21 protein-coding genes are annotated in these 18,551 nt (G+C 37.9%); 13 read left to right on the top strand and 8 right to left on the bottom strand.

Features of this window, described 5'->3' with window-relative positions:
• Positions 1–81 precede the first annotated feature (81 nt).
• From F909_RS04780 to F909_RS04790, 3 genes are all read right to left on the bottom strand, one after another.
• Positions 82–1,461 (bottom strand): heavy metal sensor histidine kinase, encoded by a 1,380-nt coding sequence (locus F909_RS04780; RefSeq protein WP_005153019.1) that lies wholly within the window; start codon positions 1,459–1,461, stop codon positions 82–84.
• Positions 1,454–2,134, bottom strand: coding sequence for a heavy metal response regulator transcription factor (locus tag F909_RS04785; RefSeq protein WP_005153017.1), 681 nt, complete (start codon positions 2,132–2,134; stop codon positions 1,454–1,456). Before F909_RS04785 ends, F909_RS04780 begins: the two co-directional genes overlap by 8 nt.
• 122 nt (positions 2,135–2,256) lie before the next feature.
• The gene (locus F909_RS04790) at positions 2,257–2,871 is read right to left on the bottom strand and encodes an HvfX family Cu-binding RiPP maturation protein (protein WP_005153015.1); all 615 of its coding nucleotides are present in this window, start codon (positions 2,869–2,871) and stop codon (positions 2,257–2,259) included.
• A 164-nt stretch (positions 2,872–3,035) separates the two neighbouring features.
• Here F909_RS04790 and F909_RS04795 point away from each other — a divergent pair, with 164 nt between their 5' ends.
• The 12 genes from F909_RS04795 to F909_RS04850 all read left to right on the top strand — a co-directional run bounded on the left by F909_RS04795 (position 3,036) and on the right by F909_RS04850 (position 13,472).
• Positions 3,036–3,344 carry an HvfA family oxazolone/thioamide-modified RiPP metallophore gene (locus tag F909_RS04795; RefSeq protein ID WP_005153013.1) on the top strand — a complete coding sequence of 103 codons (309 nt, stop codon included), beginning with the start codon at positions 3,036–3,038 and terminating at the stop codon, positions 3,342–3,344.
• Between the two features lie 69 nt (positions 3,345–3,413).
• Positions 3,414–4,277 (top strand): HvfB family MNIO-type RiPP peptide maturase, encoded by an 864-nt coding sequence (locus tag F909_RS04800; RefSeq protein WP_005153011.1) that lies wholly within the window; start codon positions 3,414–3,416, stop codon positions 4,275–4,277.
• Positions 4,228–4,986 (top strand): HvfC family RiPP maturation protein, encoded by a 759-nt coding sequence (locus F909_RS04805; RefSeq protein ID WP_005153009.1) that lies wholly within the window; start codon positions 4,228–4,230, stop codon positions 4,984–4,986. The genes F909_RS04800 and F909_RS04805 overlap by 50 nt, the downstream gene beginning before the upstream one ends.
• Positions 4,983–5,603, top strand: coding sequence for an RNA polymerase factor sigma-70 (locus tag F909_RS04810; protein WP_005153007.1), 621 nt, complete (start codon positions 4,983–4,985; stop codon positions 5,601–5,603). Before F909_RS04805 ends, F909_RS04810 begins: the two co-directional genes overlap by 4 nt.
• Entirely contained in the window at positions 5,597–5,776 is a 180-nt protein-coding gene (locus tag F909_RS04815; RefSeq protein ID WP_005153006.1) for a zf-HC2 domain-containing protein, read from the top strand. Before F909_RS04810 ends, F909_RS04815 begins: the two co-directional genes overlap by 7 nt.
• A 201-nt stretch (positions 5,777–5,977) precedes the next feature.
• The gene (locus F909_RS04820; protein ID WP_005153005.1) at positions 5,978–6,967 is read left to right on the top strand and encodes an acyl-CoA desaturase; all 990 of its coding nucleotides are present in this window, start codon (positions 5,978–5,980) and stop codon (positions 6,965–6,967) included.
• Complete coding sequence (locus F909_RS04825) at positions 6,964–8,241, top strand: NAD(P)/FAD-dependent oxidoreductase (RefSeq protein ID WP_005153003.1); 1,278 nt, start codon at positions 6,964–6,966, stop codon at positions 8,239–8,241. Before F909_RS04820 ends, F909_RS04825 begins: the two co-directional genes overlap by 4 nt.
• 11 nt (positions 8,242–8,252) lie before the next feature.
• Positions 8,253–9,068 carry a DUF1365 domain-containing protein gene (locus F909_RS04830; RefSeq protein ID WP_005153001.1) on the top strand — a complete coding sequence of 272 codons (816 nt, stop codon included), beginning with the start codon at positions 8,253–8,255 and terminating at the stop codon, positions 9,066–9,068.
• The gene (locus F909_RS04835; protein ID WP_005152999.1) at positions 9,043–10,242 is read left to right on the top strand and encodes an SAM-dependent methyltransferase; all 1,200 of its coding nucleotides are present in this window, start codon (positions 9,043–9,045) and stop codon (positions 10,240–10,242) included. Before F909_RS04830 ends, F909_RS04835 begins: the two co-directional genes overlap by 26 nt.
• A 35-nt stretch (positions 10,243–10,277) precedes the next feature.
• Positions 10,278–11,057, top strand: a complete 780-nt coding sequence (locus tag F909_RS04840; RefSeq protein WP_005152997.1) for a DUF1295 domain-containing protein — start codon at positions 10,278–10,280, stop codon at positions 11,055–11,057.
• An 8-nt stretch (positions 11,058–11,065) separates the two neighbouring features.
• Positions 11,066–12,115, top strand: coding sequence for an SAM-dependent methyltransferase (locus F909_RS04845; RefSeq protein WP_032878205.1), 1,050 nt, complete (start codon positions 11,066–11,068; stop codon positions 12,113–12,115).
• A 31-nt stretch (positions 12,116–12,146) separates the two neighbouring features.
• Positions 12,147–13,472 carry a sensor histidine kinase gene (locus tag F909_RS04850; RefSeq protein WP_005152993.1) on the top strand — a complete coding sequence of 442 codons (1,326 nt, stop codon included), beginning with the start codon at positions 12,147–12,149 and terminating at the stop codon, positions 13,470–13,472.
• Here F909_RS04850 and F909_RS04855 read toward each other — a convergent pair.
• The 4 genes from F909_RS04855 to F909_RS04870 all read right to left on the bottom strand — a co-directional run bounded on the left by F909_RS04855 (position 13,469) and on the right by F909_RS04870 (position 15,829).
• A complete protein-coding gene (locus F909_RS04855; protein ID WP_005152991.1) occupies positions 13,469–14,164 on the bottom strand; it encodes a response regulator transcription factor in 696 nt (231 codons plus the stop codon). The genes F909_RS04850 and F909_RS04855 overlap by 4 nt on opposite strands.
• A 15-nt stretch (positions 14,165–14,179) precedes the next feature.
• Positions 14,180–14,674 (bottom strand): chalcone isomerase family protein, encoded by a 495-nt coding sequence (locus F909_RS04860; RefSeq protein WP_005152990.1) that lies wholly within the window; start codon positions 14,672–14,674, stop codon positions 14,180–14,182.
• A gap of 91 nt (positions 14,675–14,765) precedes the next feature.
• Positions 14,766–15,332, bottom strand: coding sequence for a nuclear transport factor 2-like protein (locus tag F909_RS04865; protein WP_005152989.1), 567 nt, complete (start codon positions 15,330–15,332; stop codon positions 14,766–14,768).
• Positions 15,333–15,526: 194 nt separating this feature from the next.
• The gene (locus tag F909_RS04870) at positions 15,527–15,829 is read right to left on the bottom strand and encodes a DUF3817 domain-containing protein (protein WP_005152987.1); all 303 of its coding nucleotides are present in this window, start codon (positions 15,827–15,829) and stop codon (positions 15,527–15,529) included.
• A gap of 404 nt (positions 15,830–16,233) precedes the next feature.
• On the opposite strand from F909_RS04870, the gene F909_RS04875 reads away from it, so the two are divergent.
• A complete protein-coding gene (locus F909_RS04875) occupies positions 16,234–17,208 on the top strand; it encodes an NAD(P)H-dependent flavin oxidoreductase (protein ID WP_032878089.1) in 975 nt (324 codons plus the stop codon).
• 70 nt (positions 17,209–17,278) lie between these two features.
• Here the strand turns inward: F909_RS04875 and F909_RS04880 are convergent, their stop codons facing one another.
• Entirely contained in the window at positions 17,279–18,523 is a 1,245-nt protein-coding gene (locus F909_RS04880) for a saccharopine dehydrogenase family protein (RefSeq protein ID WP_005152983.1), read from the bottom strand.
• Positions 18,524–18,551: the final 28 nt, after the last annotated feature.

Genomic DNA, 18,551 nt, shown 5'->3' with positions numbered 1-18,551 from the left:
CATAAAACCTAGGACTGAGTTTTATGATCCTTTACTGTATGTGTGCCCATTAAATTAAAAGTTTCAGCCTACTTTTCCCATTTATTTATTGAAAATAATCCGAAAGACGATGTTTTCATCTTCAATATATACATCAATTTTAGCACTGTGAATTTCTATAATTGACTTGGTAATCGCCAACCCCAAACCTGTCCCATCCTCTGCTTTGTGCCTAGACGAATCCAAGCGATAGAAGCGATCAAAAAAACGTGAAAGCTGCAAAGGTGTGAGAGTTTGCATTTCAGCAGCAACTTTATTTTTAATCAAGATCACTGAGCTTTGAGCATCTTCAGCTAACTGGATCTGCAAAACAGAATCAGCTTCACCATATTTAATCGCATTAGAAATCAAATTATTAAAGGCCCTACGAATCATAGCTGGTTCTGCTTCAATATGTGCCTGACCTGTTTGCTCTAAAACGATGTTCTTATCTGCAGCAAATGCTTCAAAGTATTCAAACAAAACCTTCATTTCTTGCACTAAATCAATATTTTTTTTACTTTTCAATGCCAAATTATGATCCGATTTTGCCAGAAACAGCATGTCTGAAATCATTTTTGCTAAGTGTTCATATTCCTCCAAATTAGAAAAGAGTACATCTTGATATTGCTCAATTGTTCTTGGCTTGGTTAAGGAAACCTGAGTTTGCATCATCAGGTTATTGATTGGTGTTCTGATTTCATGTGCCAAGTCACTTGAAAAAGCAGAAAGCTTATCGACCGAGATTTCTAAGCGATCCAGCATGTCATTGAATGCCGTGGCCAATGGTGCAAGTTCTATCGGGATATTTTTTAGATCTAGACGATTTGATAAATTATTCGCAGATATATTTTCTGACAGTCTTGCCATGTTTCGAATAGGGCCCAGGCCTTGCCATGTCGATAACCAGCCTAAAAACATTAACCCGATGACACCTAAAATACCAACAATAAAAAGCTGTTGTTTAAATGAATGTAAGAAGTAGAAATTATCTGTAACTTCAATCGCAGCGATAATTTGCATGTTTTGATTGGCATTGTTGTAGTAAATGCTCTTGTTAACAATGACACCTTGATAGCTTTGATTGTTATTTTTCCAATTAACCCAACCTGCATTTTTATTCTGGACAAATTGGCTTAGATCAGTATGTACGTTTTTTTTATGATAGAGCGTTTGACCGTTGGCAAGCTTGATTTGAATCACCAGATTGTCATGACCGATCAGTGCTTCATCTAGACTGTTTTTAAAATTGGCTGGTTTTTGCAGAATCAGATTTTCAATCAGTTGAATTTTTCCCTCAAGTTCTTTCTGATTTTGCTGATAAAAATAATTAACCACGTGTTGATTGACGAAGATCCCCATAATCACCAAGATCAAAATGGTGAATAGGGTTGAAATAAAACTGATTCTAAAACCAATCGAACGAAATAATTTATTATTCATCTTCGATCTCTAATACATAGCCCATACCCCGAATGTTCTTAATCAACTTAGGGCTAAAATCCGTATCTATTTTATTTCTAAGTCTACGAATTGCCACCTCAACGACATTGGTATCACTATCAAAATTGATATCCCAAACCAAAGCTGCGATCAGCGATTTTGGTAAAACCTCACCTTGTCGACGCATAAACAACTCAAGTAAAGAAAACTCTTTTGCTGTCAGGTCAATTCTTTGACCAGAACGCACGACACGGCGTTTGATCAGATCAAGATGCAAATCAGCGACAGAGTAGAAGGTTTGTTCTTCTTTAATCTGGCCGCGTTTTAAAAGTGTTTTGATACGTGCCAATAATTCAGCAAATGCAAAGGGTTTGATCAGGAAGTCATCTGCACCCAACTCCAATCCTTTGACTCGATCTTCAATTTGGTCTCTTGCTGTTAGAAATAAAACCGGCAGGAAGGTATTCACTTTACGAATCTCGGTTAAAATTTTCCAGCCATCCAACTTGGGTAGCATGACATCTAAAATAATAAGATCATATTGTTCTGTAACCGCATGATGCAGGCCTGATATACCATCTTGACTCCAATCTGTAACATAGCCTGCTTCGGTTAAACCTTTTTGGAGATAGTCTCCCGTTTTCTGTTCATCTTCAACGAGAAGTATTCGCATTTTTCAATATCGCCCCAAAACTTGTTCTGTCATTTTAGCCTCAAAGATTATGACTTTTTTATAAATGACAAAATTGTAATATTGCTGTCAGCTTACTGACTTTATTCATGCTGAGGTAATCTTTAAGAAAGCCACTTCGACAATTTTTGCTTTATCCAATAATCCAGACTGAAATATCGACCACCACCTAATACGATCAGAGCCAATAACATGATCAGATAAGTAACAGCAAACTCGATTCCATTATTCAGAATCACAAAAGAGCCGCTGGAGGTCAGCCAATCATAGTTGCCATAATTTTCTAAGAGCTGTCGAGCCTTTTCTAATTTCTCCGCTGAAGCCAAGACTTGTGCATTGGCAAAAGGCGCATTGGGATCCGCTATCGCCTGCCAGCCATTCGGCAGATGCACTGTGAAAATCGCAACCAGCATGGTAACGATCAACGGAATACTAATAAAACGTGTAAGTAAACCAAGTGCTAATAGCACAGCACCTGCAATTTCCGTTGATGTTGCCAATGCTGCCATGAGCTGAGGAAAGGGCAAACCTAAACCCCAATCTGCATTGCCAAACCATTGAACGGTATCTTGAAAATGCATCAGCTTATTTGTACCTGCCATCCAAAAGATAGGGACTAAATAACAGCGCAGGGAGAGTGCTGCGATCCCATCACCATGTTTAAGTACATTACAAACATTTTGATACTGCTGAGCGAGAGAATAAATAAATTGCTTCATGATAATTTCACACCGAATACGCTTGAATAATAATTAGTCGGGTGAGTGTTGAGTTTCTTACATAAAAATTTTTTTTATTTGCACTGTAATAAATCGAGATTTAGTCCGTCTAACTTTATGTACCTATGTACAAACCGAGCAATAACCTTAAAAGGAATAGAAAAATGAACAAACTTAACTCAATGACCTCTGTCGCCGCTTTGTTAGCACTTTCAATGGTTGGTGCAACACAAGTAGCTGTCGCAGCAACCACGACAACAACAGAGGCACATGCAAGTAAAGCCGCCGATGGAAAATGTGGTGAAGCTAAGTGTGGTGCGAATAAAGCGAAACAACAGCAAAAATCGGCTGAAGCAAAATGTGGCGCAGCGAAAAAAGCAGCAGATGCCAAGTGCGGTGCAAGCAAGAAAGCTGCTGATGCAAAATGCGGCGCTGATAAAAAAATGGCTGATGGCAAGTGTGGTGCTAAATAATCAATTAAGTCTTGAATGATGTCGGTCTCAAACTTAGGTCGGCATCATTTCGATGACAGGAGCATAAACATGTTCGAATTGAAAGGTATGGGACTGGGTTTAAGGCGCGAGTTTATCGATAGTTTTTTAAGTGCTGATAGGCATCCCGATTTTATTGAAGTTGCACCTGAAAACTGGATGAGTCTTGGTGGTCGGCATGCCAAACTATTGGCTCAATGTGTTGAGATAGCACCTTTAATTTGCCATGGCTTATCATTATCAATTGGTGGACCTCATCCACTGAATCTGGAATTTATCAAACAAGTTAAAAGTTTCATGCAACGCTATGAGATTGCGATTTATTCAGAACATTTAAGTTATACCCACGATGGTGGCTATCTATATGATTTATTACCCATTCCAATGACCCAAGCCGCAGTGAAATATGTGGCTGAACGAATTTTACGTGTTCAGGATATTTTGGGGCAAAAACTGGTGATCGAAAATGTCTCGACTTATTTGATGCCCAATGCAGAGATGAGTGAAGCTGAATTTGTGCGTGAAGTAATTCAGCAAGCAGACTGTGAATTGCTGCTCGATGTCAATAATGTCTATGTGAATAGTATCAATCATAACAGTGATGCCTATGCTTTTATTCAAGCGATGCCGAAAGAGCGAATCCGTTACTTGCATATCGCAGGCCATGAACAAGTTGAATCCAACCTATTGATTGATACGCATGGAGCTGCAATCAATGATCCTGTTTGTCAGCTTTTACAATACACTTATCAAATTTGTGGCGTAAAACCGACCTTATTAGAACGGGATTTTAATATTCCATCATGGCAGCAGCTACAAGATGAGTTGAACAAAATCAAAATCATGCAACAACAGGAGAGTCGTGATGGAAGCAAAGCCCGTGTCATTTCACACCACACAACGGCAGTTTTGTGATTGGATTCGTGATCCTGAATTAGAGTTGCCGCAGAACTTTGCGATCGATCGAATGCAGATCTATCGAGATTTGCTGTTTAATAACGTCTGCTCATTTATAAATCTGGTGTTTCCAGTCGCACGTTCCATGTTGCCTGAGCGGCAATGGCAGCAATTATTGATAGAATTTTTTCAAAAATCGCAGTGTCATTCACCTTTCTACAATGATATTTCTTTGCAATTTCGCGAATACCTGAATGAGCAACAGCATTTTGTATTTAAGCAATATCCTTGGCTAGCCGAATTATTGCAGTATGAATGGTTAGAATTATATTTAGACACAGTTGAGATCAAATCTCCAATTTTGGCTCAAGAGCAAGATTGGCAGTTAACCACGCAATTATGGGTCTTGGTTTATCAATATCCTGTCTATGATTGGACCACTACAATGACACTTGAACAGATAGAAAGAGTACCAAGTGCAATTATGGTATGGCGCGATGCTCTTGATCAGGTATGTGTTGAAGCGTTGTCACCTTTATTTGCTGTTTTAATCGAACAACTGAGCCAAAAGAGATTGGTGCAACAAGATTTACATGATGTAATCCAATCCTTTCTTCCAGAGTTATCTGAGCAAGAGATTCAAATACAAATCTATGAGTTAAAAGCATTATTAACTCGGTTAAGATTAATTCATGTTCCCCATAATAATGATGAGATACAGGGATGAATTCAGCTTCAGCACATAATCATGAAGACTTCTTAGATCAGTTGCATAATCCCGCTTTTTTACAGGATTTAAGACAACAGATGATTAAATTTGCTGTTTTACAACTTGCTTCATTGCCTCAGGCAGAAGATGTGGTGCAGGAAGCACTGGCCAGTGCATTTCAACATTTAGACTCTTTTACAGGGCGAGCTGCGTTCAAAACCTGGGTGTTTGCGATTTTAAAAAATAAGATTATTGATTTGATCCGACAAAAATCCCGTTTAGTGACTATGAGTGAACTCTTTACGGATGAAGAAAGTGAACTCAGTATCGATGCTTTATTTGATGCTTCAGGACATTGGCACAAATATGAAGCCCCACAAGCTTGGCTAAGCCCAGAAGAAATGATGGAACAACAAGATTTCTGGATTGTTTTTGATGCGTGTTTGAATCACTTACCCGCGAAATACGCTCAGGTGTTTATGCTACGAGAGATGATTGAGCTGAGTTCCAATGAAATTTGTGAAAAGCTTGAACTCACCGTCTCAAATTTTAATGTACTGATGTATCGAAGTCGGACGCGTCTGCGCGAATGTTTGGAGAATAAGTGGTTATTGAAGGAGGATTGCTCATGTTGACCTGTCGACAAGCCACCCAACTATTATCCGAGAAGCAGGATAGAGTGCTTTTATTTCGAGAGCAAAGCAATCTACAACTGCATTTATTGGCTTGCCGTTCATGTCGCCGTTATGGAAAGCAGATTAGGACTTTATCTCAACTTTCAAAAAAATTTAAAACATTTGATCGTTGATTTATTCCATATGACATCTTTAGTTTGCTTATGACATTTCTAGATAAATTATCTAGTATTGAAAAATTAATTTCAATATAAACATATGTTTTTTTAATAATTTTGCATTAGTATAGATAGTTGTGAATCAGGCTTCACATAAACTTCATATCGAATTTTCTAAAATGATAATTATAAAAAAGAGGTAATCAGGAAGAATCAATGTTTAAATTTTTTCTGGGATGGATAGATAGTTGGTCAAATACAAATACGGTTGGATCAAATCCAGTTGATGGCCCTAAAAGCATTAAAGATACTCAAGTGCAATGGTTGAGAATTGTTCCATTTATTTTACTGCACATTGCTTGTTTAGCTGTGTTCTGGGTAGGCGTTTCATGGTTTGCAATTATTTTTATGATCATGTTTTATCTGATCAGAATGTTTGCAATTACAGCTTTTTTTCATCGTTATTTATCTCATAAAACATTTCAAACTTCACGGCCAGTACAATTTATTTTTCTGCTTATAGGAACAATGAGTGCGCAACGTGGTCCACTCTGGTGGGCTGCACATCATCGGTATCACCATCATTTTACCGATACAGAACAAGACCCTCATTCATCTACCCATGGTTTTTGGTACAGCCATATTGGGTGGTTTTTGAATGAACAGAATTTCTCGACGCGCAAACATGTCATTAAAGACTGGCTAAAATTTCCTGAAATCATCTGGTTAGATCGCTTTAGTTTACCCATTGTTTTAATGACCGCTTTTGCTGTCTATGTATTGGGCGAATGGCTCGCTATAGCTCATCCACATTTAGGCACTTCTGGACTGCAATTATTGGTCTGGGGTTTTGTTATTTCAACCGTATTATTGATTCATGCGACTTTATGTATTAACTCACTTGCCCATTTATACGGCAGTAGAGATTTCGATACTAGGGATAATAGTCGTAATAATCTTCTTCTCTCAATTATAACGTTAGGTGAGGGATGGCATAACAATCATCATTATTATGCAGGTAGTACGCGTCAAGGCTTTTTCTGGTGGCAAATTGATATCACTTATTATCTTTTAAAAGTAATGTCTTGGCTAGGTTTAATCTGGGGAATAAAACCTGTGCCACAACGTATTTATGCTGCTTATAAAAGCCAAGAACAAAATCTTAAAATGAACGTAATAAAAACTCAAACGAAGGAGTCTTCATGAAAATTGCAATTGTTGGCTCTGGTATTTCTGGAATGTATGCTGCTTGGAAACTCTCAAAAAAGCATCATGTCACTATTTTTGAAAAAGAGAACTATTTTGGTGGGCATACTGATACCCATGAATTTAGTATTGATCAAAAGAATGTAACCATAGACAGTGGTTTTATTGTCTTCAATGCGTATAACTATCCACTCTTTAGTGCCATGATTGCTGAATTAGGTGTGCAAGCACAAAGTAGTGACATGAGTTTTTCAGTGAATAACCAGGTGACAGGACTTCAATATAATCCTTCAAAAAAATGGTCTTTATTGGTTAGACCACAAAACTTTTTAAATAAAAACTTTCGAGTGATGCTGTCCGATTTACTTCGCTTTTATAAAGAAAATAAAGATGTTTCTGTTGAAGAAAGTCATCCTGACTTAACCATTGAAGAATATTTGGATAACAATGGGTATTCACAAGTATTTAGAGATGAACATCTCTATCCAATGTGCGGAGCGCTTTGGTCAAGCCCAGTTGATCAAGTAGGAAATATTCCTTACAAGTTCGTGGTAAGTTTTTTTCAGCATCACCGTATGCTGCAATTAAAAGATCGACCACAGTGGCAAACCGTCAAAGGTGGCTCAATATCCTACATCTATGCAATTCAACGTCATTGCCCAACGATTATCTGGAAAAAAAATCAAGTAAAGCAAGTGATCAGAAGCAAAGATCATATTTCGATTGTGACAGCGCATGGGCAAGAGCAATTTGATTGGGTGATTTTTGCAAGTCATGCAGATGACACATTAGAAATTTTGAGTGAGCCATCTGAGATAGAGCGTGAAGTCTTAGGTAGTTTTGATTACCAAGATAATCATATGGTGGTACATAGCGATATAGCAATTATGCCAAAATCCCGCTCTCAGTGGGCAAGCTGGCATGTTCATGTGACTCCTCAATCCCAAACAGAACAACCGACCTTGACTGACAATGTTCACTTTGGTTTTACTTACTGGATGAACAGTTTGCAAAATTTGAACTGTAAAACACAGGTTTTTTCTACACTTAATCCCAATACACCAATAGCCAAAGATAAGATTTATATTGAAAGACATTATCGGCATCCAGTATTTAATACAAATGCACTTGAGGCCCAATCCCGTTGGCATGAATTAAATGGTAAAAATTGCAGTTCATTTTGTGGGGCTTATTGGGGTTGGGGATTTCATGAAGATGGGGCTAGAAGTGCTGAACGTGTTGTAGAACATTTAATGACTATGGCTGATGAATAGGGGAGCTGAGTATGTTAGAAACTCCACTTGCGATTGCGAAAGCTAAAATTAGGCATCGTCGATTTACACCTAAGGTACATCAATTCGAAGCAACATTAAGCTATTTGTACTTTGATCCAGATCAGATAACAACGAAACTCAGCCATTCATGGTTATGCTCAACAGCACACTGGAATATTCTAAAGGTAGATGAAAATGATTTTTTGAAGGGTTATACAGGGAATTTAAGACAAAGAATAAAAAAAATCTTATTGCAGCAAGTCGATGTGGTCTTGCCGATACAATCAGAAATTCGTGTGTTGGCTTTACCGCGAATGCTTGGTTTCAGTTTTAATTCAGTGGTGTTTTATTTTATTTTTAATAGTCAAAGACAGCTTATTTTTATTTTAACTGAGATCACAAATACGCCGTGGAAAGAACGCAAAGTATATGTGCATGATTGTCGTGATCAGTTAGAACACCATTCTGAGTATCATGGGGCAGAGTTCGAATTTCAAAAAAGTTTTCATGTTTCTCCATTTATGCCGATGGATATTCAGTATAAATGGCGCTTTAACTTTTCTGATACTCAAAACGTTATTCATATGCAACTTCATCAGGCACAAAAATTAATTTTTGATGCAACGATGCTTTTTGAATTAGAAAATATCACAGTTCCTTCACAGCTCAATCGTTATGCTGTTCATTATGTTTTTGAACCTTTCAAAATGCTCGCTTCGATTTATTTACAAGCGTTTTATTTATGGCGAAAGAAAGTTCCATTTTATCGGCACCCTAAAAAAGACAAGGATTTAAAACAAGATGATAAAAACGCTTATTTTCGGTGAAAACGATTCACTGCCATTGGTTTTACGGGGCTTGCTAAAACTTCGTCATGGTCAAATTCATTTCCGTGGTGAGTGGAATGGCACTGTGGGTGAAATTTCTGATCTAGAAGCAACAGTAGATGTGCATAATAAAGCCCTCATTGATCTAATTTTTAAAAATGGTGTGCTTGGGGCTGCAGAGGGTTATATTCAGGGATATTGGAGCAGTGAAAACTTAGTTGAACTGATCCAAATTTTAGCGAGAAACCGCCATGTTCTTGATAAAATTAATCAAAATATGCTTTCGCAAGCAAGCCAATTGATTTTAAAAGCGTGGTACAAAACACGTAAAAATTCATTATCGGGCAGCCGTAAAAACATTGCAGAGCACTATGATCTCAGCAATGATTTTTTCAAGCTCTTTTTAGACTCTTCCATGATGTATTCTAGTGCGGTCTATAAGCAAGAAAACATGACATTAGAACAAGCATCTGATTATAAAAAAGAATTGATCTGCCAAAAATTACAATTGAAACCCATGGATCATCTGGTTGAAATCGGAAGCGGTTGGGGCGGTTTTGCGATCTATGCGGCCCAGCATTATGGTTGTAAAGTGACCACAATTACCATTTCACAAGCTCAGTTCGATGAGGCAAATAAACGTATTGCGTCAGCAGGCTTAAGTCATCGTGTGAATGTTGAACTCAAGGATTACCGTTTATTAGAAGGAAAATTCGACAAATTAGTTTCTATTGAAATGATCGAAGCTGTGGGTGAACAATATTTATCAACTTACTTTAATAAATGTAGATCCTTGCTCAAGCCAACTGGTTTGGGATTGATTCAGGCCATTACGATTGAAGATGCACGCTATAAAAAAGCATTAAGTACAGTGGATTATATTAAGCGCTATATTTTTCCGGGTAGCTTTATTCCATGTATTAGTGTGCTGACTCAAGCTGCATCTGAACAGAAACTACGTTTAAAACATCTTGAAGATATTGGGCTTAGCTATGCTGAAACGATTCATCAATGGCGTGAACGCTTTTTAAATGCCACACCTCATGTATTGGCCTTAGGGTTTGATGAAAACTTTATACGAATGTGGGATTTTTATCTCTGCTATTGCGAAGGTGGTTTTAAAGAGGGCGTAATTAGCAATGTGCAGCTCTTATTCGAAGCAAGTGCTTATTAATAATCAACTTAATGTAATGCATCACGGAGGCAGGTATGTTGTTGCAATTGTTTATACTTGATGTAGTCGTGATGACCGTTTGCTGGTTGTGGGCAACATATAACCGTCGTGCAGGCATTGTTGATGTGGCATGGAGTTTTTGTATTTTCCTGAATATTGTCATTACCGCTTGGTGTGTAGATGTCGCACCAGATAATGTCAGATGGTTTATAGGTGTTCTGAGTTCTGTCTGGTTCTTACGATTGAGTGTGCATTTATTTCGCCGTTATCTGGCCGAGCACGAAGAAGATCGTCGTTATGCCAACATGCGTTTAGCGATGGGGAAATATCAACACCTTGGCTTTTTTACTTTTTTTATGTTTCAGGCTGGTTTAGCAATTTTATTCAGTATTCCAATGTGGAGTTTACTGAATGTGCCAAGTACGGTCTGGAATAACCAAAGCAATGATTTTCTCATTATTGCAGGCATGATTATGCTGATTGCATTTATTGGTGAAGTAATTGCAGACCAGCAATTGTACCATTTCAAGCAAAATCCACAGAATCATGGAAAGACGATGGATCAGGGGCTATGGAAATATTCACGTCATCCAAACTACTTTTTTGAATGGATACATTGGTTTGCCTACCCTGTAATCGGGATGGCAGCAGGATTATATAGTCTGTGGATTTATCCTATTTTGATGTGGTTCTTTTTGTATTACATCACGGGAATTCCATTTAGTGAACAACAAGCATTAAAAAATCGAGGTCAGAATTATCTCGATTATCAAAAACGAACTTCTATGTTTCTTCCATGGAAACCCAAACAATAGGTGAGCGTATGGACTTTATTATTCAGCAATCATTGAAACTCGTTGAGAGCGGTCTAGTGCCCGATCAAGCGATTCGTGCAGCAATTCGGACATTAAGCAAAAAGCGTTTGATTCAAGAAGGTCGCTATGATCCAGATCAAGGTGCTCAACGCTATATGGATGTGTTGAAGATGCTGAAGCAGAGTGAAATTGCAATTGAAACAGACAAAGCCAATGAACAACATTATGAGTTACCAACCGCTTTCTTTCAGGCAGTTTTAGGCAAACGATTAAAATACAGTGCCTGTTTTTTTGCTGATGATACAACCCAATTAAATGAAGCAGAAGAGTTGGCACTGCAAGTCTACAGTGAACGAGCGCAATTGCATGATGGCCAAAATATCTTGGAACTCGGCTGTGGTTGGGGTTCTTTTACCTTATGGATGGCAGAGCATTATCCAAACGCTAAAATTACTGCTGTATCCAATTCCGTAACGCAACGTCAACATATTTTAGCTGAAGCGGAAAAACGTGGTCTGGAAAATATTAAAATTATCACCTGTGATGTCAATATACTTGAATTAAAAGAAAATTCATTTGATCGTGTGGTTTCTGTAGAAATGTTTGAGCACGTTAGAAACTATCAAAAATTATTTCAGAAAATTCAATTATGGCTCAAACCCAATGGATTGTTATGGTGTCATATTTTTTGCCATCGCTTCTTACATTATCCATTTGAAATAAAAAGTGAATATGATTGGATGTCACGCTACTTCTTTACGGGTGGATTGATGCCAGCAACGTCGACATTTTTACATTTTCAAACGCATTTAGAGTTATCACAGCATTGGCAATGGTCAGGTACACATTATGAAAAAACAGCAAATGCCTGGCTTGAAAATATGGATCGCAACGCTGGACAATTAAAACCACTTTTCGAGCAGGTATATGCACAGCATGCTGATGCCTGGTGGCAACGTTGGCGTATCTTTTTTATGGCTTGCGCGGAATTGTTTGGATTTGAACAAGGACAAGAATGGATCATTGGTCACTTCCTGTTCAAAAAGAAAACCGTATAATTAAAATGAGAATCTACCAGTAGATATGCTTATGTTTAGATCCAATAAAGGCGGTGAAAATATTCATCCATTGAGTGAGATGTTTAATCGTCATTATTGGCTGCAAATCGCGCTGATCGCGCTGTCGATTATTATCGGCATTGCATGCAGTGCCTGGATTATTAAAGGCTCACTGCTCAAAACAGCACTCGAGCAAGAAATGGAACATTATTGGATGCGAGTTGATCGTGATCCCAATGCTGATTTACCTGATACAAAAAATTTATATGGCTATCGCTGGCAGAGTAAAGATCCACCTGTAGCATTTAAAAACCAAACTTTGGAACAGGGCGTTCATCGTGTCTTCGTCGATGGCAAAGATCGCATGACAGTTTATGGTGAAAAGGACGGACAACATGTACTGCTTGTTTTTGGTGAAAGTAATGTCAATAAAATTGTATGGATGTTTGGTTTAGCCCCATTAATGTTTAGCCTGATTGTACTGTATAGCATCTTATGGTTTTCAAATCGGAGAGCTAAACGTTATTTTTCACCGATTACGCGACTGGCAAATGCTTTAGATCATATTGATTGGGCGCATCAAAATAAAGAAGCTTCTCCTTTTCAAGGGATCAGTACCAATGGCAATATGGAGGCTGAATATTTAAAGCAGGCATTGGAAAAATATCATCAAGTTTTAAGCGATTTCATCAATCGAGAACGTGAATTTACAGGAGATGTGAGTCATGAATTGCGCACACCACTCACGATTTTAAAAGGCAATGTACAGCTTTGTCAGGTTAAGTATGGGGAAGATAAAGCACTACATCGTATTTCTAATACCATTGAAGATATGCAATTGCTTGTGGAAACCTTATTGGCGATCGCACGCAATACCACCAATACCTTAACTGCCGAACAAACACGATTATCCAATATAATTAGTGATTTGCTAAAGGATCTAGACCCAGTTAGTCAAAGCAAAGGTATTCAAATTTTTGTCCACTACGATCCTCAAGAGTTTCCTCGACTGATGTATCCCTCAATGACTAAAATGGTGTTGAGTAACATTCTACGCAATGCATTAAATTACTCTCAGGGTTCTAAGATCCATATTATTCAACGTCAAAACAGTATTGTGATTGCTGATAATGGAATTGGAATTGAGATGCCAAATGATCTTAAAGTTCAGGAGTTAAGTTCACAATTTCAACTTACAGCCAAAGGTCACGGGATTGGTTTACAACTGGTTAGAAAGCTATGTACTCAGTTGGGATGGAGAGTTGAGCTATTTGATCGTCAATATTATCTGAGTACTCATCCTCATCTACAATTAGAAAATACAACCGGTTTAATTGTTGTGGTGTATATGGATTAATGTGAATTCAGATCAAAAGCAACTTTTAATCCAACGCCTGAAATTGTATGGATCAACTTTTCCTGAAAAGGTTTATCAATCATTTTTCTTAAGTTATAGATATGACTGCGTAATGCATCACTTTCAGGCTCTTCATCCCCCCATAGTTCGATAACAATCTCTTGTTTAGTAATGACTTTTGGAGAGTTTCTCATCAAAATTTTAAGCAATTTGAATTGAATACGGGGGAGCTCAATCGACTGACCTGCACGGGTCACAGTTTGGGTGGAACTGTCTAAAATTAGGTCATGAATTTGGATTTTACTTGTCGACACTTCTCCAAGAGAACGCTTAATAAGCGCCCGAATACGCATCACCAACTCATTAAAATCGAAAGGTTTGATTAAATAATCATCTGTACCTGCGGTGAAACCCTTTAATTTATCATCCAATGTGTCTCTGGCCGTTAACATCAGAATTGGAATATCTTTACCTTGATCCGTCCTCAGCCATTCACATAAATCGTAGCCTGAACCATCGGGTAAATTAATATCCAGTAAAAGTAAATGATAAGGGTTTGTTTTTAAAAAATTGCGTGCAGCATCTAAATTACGGGCATGATCAATGACAAAGCCATGTTGTTCTAGAAACTCACAGACTGTTGCAGCAAGCTCGAAGTGATCTTCGACCATAAGAATAAATTGATTGTTCATAATAATTTGATCAAGTTATAGATTTAGTAATTGTTGCTTTAATTTAGCATTAAATGGAGAGTCCCCAAACCATATTTTAAAGTATTGATTCGCTTGAGAATCAGTAATTGCACCTAACTGCTTTTGGTTCAGAGACAAGCTTAACTGTTTGCTCATTTGGTCATAATTTAAAGTGTAGAGATCGCCCTTTTTTACAGGGTGATATAATGCAGTAATTTTGTTTAAAACCGATTCGTCTGAAAAATTAGTCACATTCTTCTTTAGGTAGTAAGTGGCTGCTTTTTTAAATGCCCATTCTGGAATATTTTGGTTATAAGTAAAATCTAATCGAATATTTTGATTTTCCCAGTTTTGACTGCAATTATTAGCATAATAGCTTACTGATCCTACATCTTTTGTCGTGACAATGAGGGGAGCTGTTTTACATAATTGCGTACTTGCATGTACTAAGCTTAAAGGTGTGATAAGACATGTGGCGCTGAGTCCAATTTTTCTTAAATAATTACGCATTTCCCACCTCTACTTTTATATTTTATATATTTGATTCAAAAATTTAACAACCCATAGCCGTTCATGATGGTGTTTATTTGACTGATTTTAACTATCTTTTAAAAGGTAAGAGTAAAGAATAACCTTTCCCGACATAGGGGAGAGAACGATATAACCCATTAGCTGGATCCCAATAATCTTGTTGAAAAACGATTAAGCCCTTGTTATTTATTTTGATTTGGCTAATTCCATATGAAGACATGGTTTTCGTGCCACCAAACATTTTGAAGTCATACACCATATGCCAATGAATATAGGCCGAATCTTGTGTGTGCGTTGCACTGATTAATTTTACTGAGACATTGCTGACATGTTCATTCATTCCTTCAAAATGTTTAACCAGCTCATTTTTAGTAGAAAATTGGGAAAGGGTATCATTGATGTATAAATCATCTGCGTAGAGTCGGCCTGTATTTTTGACAAAATCAACAGTTCCCATTGTATTAAAGCTGGAAACAAACCGCTCACCGATAAGCTGGGCTTGTTCATCATTCAATAGAATTCCTGAGATTTGCTCATTTGCTTTATCATAGTCTGCGCTATAGCTTGGTAAACTTTTACAGGAAACCAAGGAAAGTAAGCTCAGTGCAGAGATGGTCACAGTTCTGAGAAATGTCATATTGCTAAACTCACTCCAATTTAGAATAAGCTTAAAATTAGAAGCGTGAATATGTTGTGAAATAATGATTACAGATAAAGAACAAATTTTCTGATTTTCTAGAAAAATAATTTATATTTTTACTTTAATATTCATGTAATTTTAAAAATAAAAAAGGAAATCATTAGATTTCCTTTTGCCTAAATCGATCAAAATTATTTAAGGCGTGCTTGACGTTGCGCGATGTATTTCTCGTTAAAGAATCCACCCAATGGGATAAATGCAAGAATAAATAATCTAAGCAACTCTATTCCGGACCAAACCGATGCGGTGCGAACCAAGTTCCAAAGATAGAATAAAAAAGCCAGACCATGAATTGGCCCCATAATTTTTGTCGCAATGGGTAAATCAAACGCATACTTTAATGGAATCGCCACAACAAATAAAAGTAATAAAGTCACTGCTTCGAGTACAGAGGCAAACCGCATCTGCTGCAATTTTTTTGTCATCGCGCTCATAACATAGCTCCAGGAGATTGATAAAAGAATAAAAATTAACGAAGCATACCATCTTTAGAAACGATCGCATTGATATTGTTGGTAACGATTCTTATTTAATGAATTATATAAAAAAGTATAGATTATCTTGTCTATATAAAATTTCTAACATTGATCATGATCTTTGTATTTTCAGTCTAAATCGTCTTTTGCCTATGAAAATAAAGCCAAAACCAGAATAAATAGAAGATATTGCATGGGGCTATGAGTTTGTTTTTTATTGAGTCGAAAATTGTGAATAGAGAGTTTATGCAACTTGTTGCATAAAAACTTTTATCCCGATATGATGAATCGAATTTCAAGAAAACGAAATGCTTATTATTTCTAAAATTAAGTTTATCTATTTGAAATAAAGGATATAAATGATGTCAAAAATTCCAGAAATAATGAAAAATCTGAGACTTCCTGTTATTGCATCTCCTCTATTTATTATTAGTACACCCAAGCTCGTGCTGGCTCAATGTAAAGCAGGAGTGATTGGTTCAATGCCTGCATTGAATGCACGCCCAGCAGAGAAATTGGAGGAATGGCTTAAAGAGATCACGGAAGGAATCGCTGAACATAATGCCTTGCATCCAGATCGCCCAGCTGCACCATTTGCAATCAATCAAATTGTTCATAAAAGTAATAATCGTCTTGAACATGACATGGAACTGATCGTCAAATATAAAGTACCGATTGTGATTACATCTTTGGGTGCACGGACAGAAATTAATGAGGCAACGCATAGCTATGGCGGTATTGTCTTGCATGATGTGATTAATAATACGTTTGCTAAGAAAGCTATAGAAAAAGGGGCAGATGGCTTGATTGCAGTTGCAGCAGGTGCAGGTGGTCATGCAGGTGTGAAGAGTCCATTTCCGTTAATTCAAGAAATTCGTGAATGGTTTGATGGGCCACTTGCTTTATCTGGCGCAATTTCAACAGGTGATGCTATTCTAGCTGCTCAAGCGATGGGCGCAGATTTCGGTTATATTGGTTCGGCCTTTATCGCCACACATGAAGCCAATGCGACTGAGGCTTATAAGCAAGCTATTGTGGATCATAATTCAGATGAAATTGTCTATTCCAACTTGTTTACGGGCGTACATGGTAACTATCTGGCGCCAAGTATTCGTGCTGCGGGGCTTGATCCAGCCAATTTACCAGAAGGTAATTTAAAAGATATGGATTTCAGTACACCAAATGATGATGGTTCACAGCATAAAGTTAAACCTTGGCGTGATATTTGGGGATGTGGTCAGGGTTTAAATGCAATTAAAGCCACAACCTCAGTTGAAGCGTTAGTTGAACGTCTTGAAAGAGAATATCTTGCTGCAAGAAAGCGCTTAATGCTTTAAGGTTCAGTCTATAGGGAGTTATATTTTAACTCCCTATTTTTTTCTATCGTATAAAAATTTCCCTTTTGTCTTAAATACGTTGAAACACCAGCCCTGCATGATCTGATAAACGCTGAATGAATCGATCGTCAAACATTGTTGCAGGTGTCCAAAAACCGCCATCACGGCCAAGTTTTTCACCATTTTTAGCATGATCAATTGCAAGACTCAATGCTGCTTGTCCCAGCATTTTTCCTGTTGAGCCATAACCTGGATCTCGATCGCCTGTCACTTTAATTTTTAGGCTTTGTCCTGTGTCGGTTCTTCCAACAAAGCGCAAGTCAAACCGACCTGCCAATTGTTGCTCAGGCGTAGGGCCTTCTCCAGGTTTTGGTAAAAGGTAGCGTTCCATCACCTGACTGACAGGTTTACTGACGGCAGCAAGCATAAATGCAGCTAAGCCAGAGACGACGGCTAATGCTTTTAAGCGTCCTTTCAATCCTTCACCTGTCAAAATCGCTTCGTTGTAGCTAAAGTTATGACCATAAGCATTGCCAGACAAAGCGTTGGAACGGTGTACCACGCGCTCATTGACAGCGGCCATTACAAAAGGCGCAATCCATGCATTGAAATCAGGGTCAAATTTGGCACTTTTGATATAAATTTGTCTTTGGGTATTGCCATGATCTGCAGGACAAAGGATGTAGGGATTAAGCAGATCTTTTCGAAGCGCAGGGTCAGCCGCAGCCTCTTGAATCACATTAATCAAACTTGCGACCGTACCACCAGATGCTCCACCTTTTAAGGTTTTAACTCGCATGCTAACTTGCGTTGCAGGGGAAGCAAACTGTTGCTGCGCTTGCTGTTGCAGATAATAAACACCCATATCCGATGGAACTGAATCGAAGCCACAACAATGCACAATACGCGCACCTGATTGCTGTGCCTGAGTTTCATATTTGGTGATCATTTGTTTGATCCACTGGGTTTCTCCAGTCAGATCACAATAATCGGTGCCATTGTTTACACAGGCTTGAATTAGAGGTTCACCATATAGTGCATATGGACCAACTGTCGAAACCACTACACGTGTTTGGGCACAAAGTGCATCGAGTTCAGTTTGATTATTAGCATCGGCCACCAAGATTGGGACAGATAGTCCAACAGGGCCAAGCGCATCTTTAACCTGTAGTAGTTTCTGTTGAGAACGTCCAGCAATCGCCCAATGGAGTGGTTCTTTGTGAGAGGCTAAGTATTCTGCGAGATATTTGGTGAGGATCTGCCCGACAAAACTAGTCGCTCCGAAGACAACAAGATCATAATTTGGCTGAGTCATTGTAAGTTTTTCCTTAACTGTTCTATAG

It is taken from the genome of Acinetobacter sp. ANC 3929 (assembly GCF_000369405.1).
GTDB lineage: Bacteria > Pseudomonadota > Gammaproteobacteria > Pseudomonadales > Moraxellaceae > Acinetobacter.
This window is presented reverse-complemented; position numbering and strand designations above follow the sequence as displayed.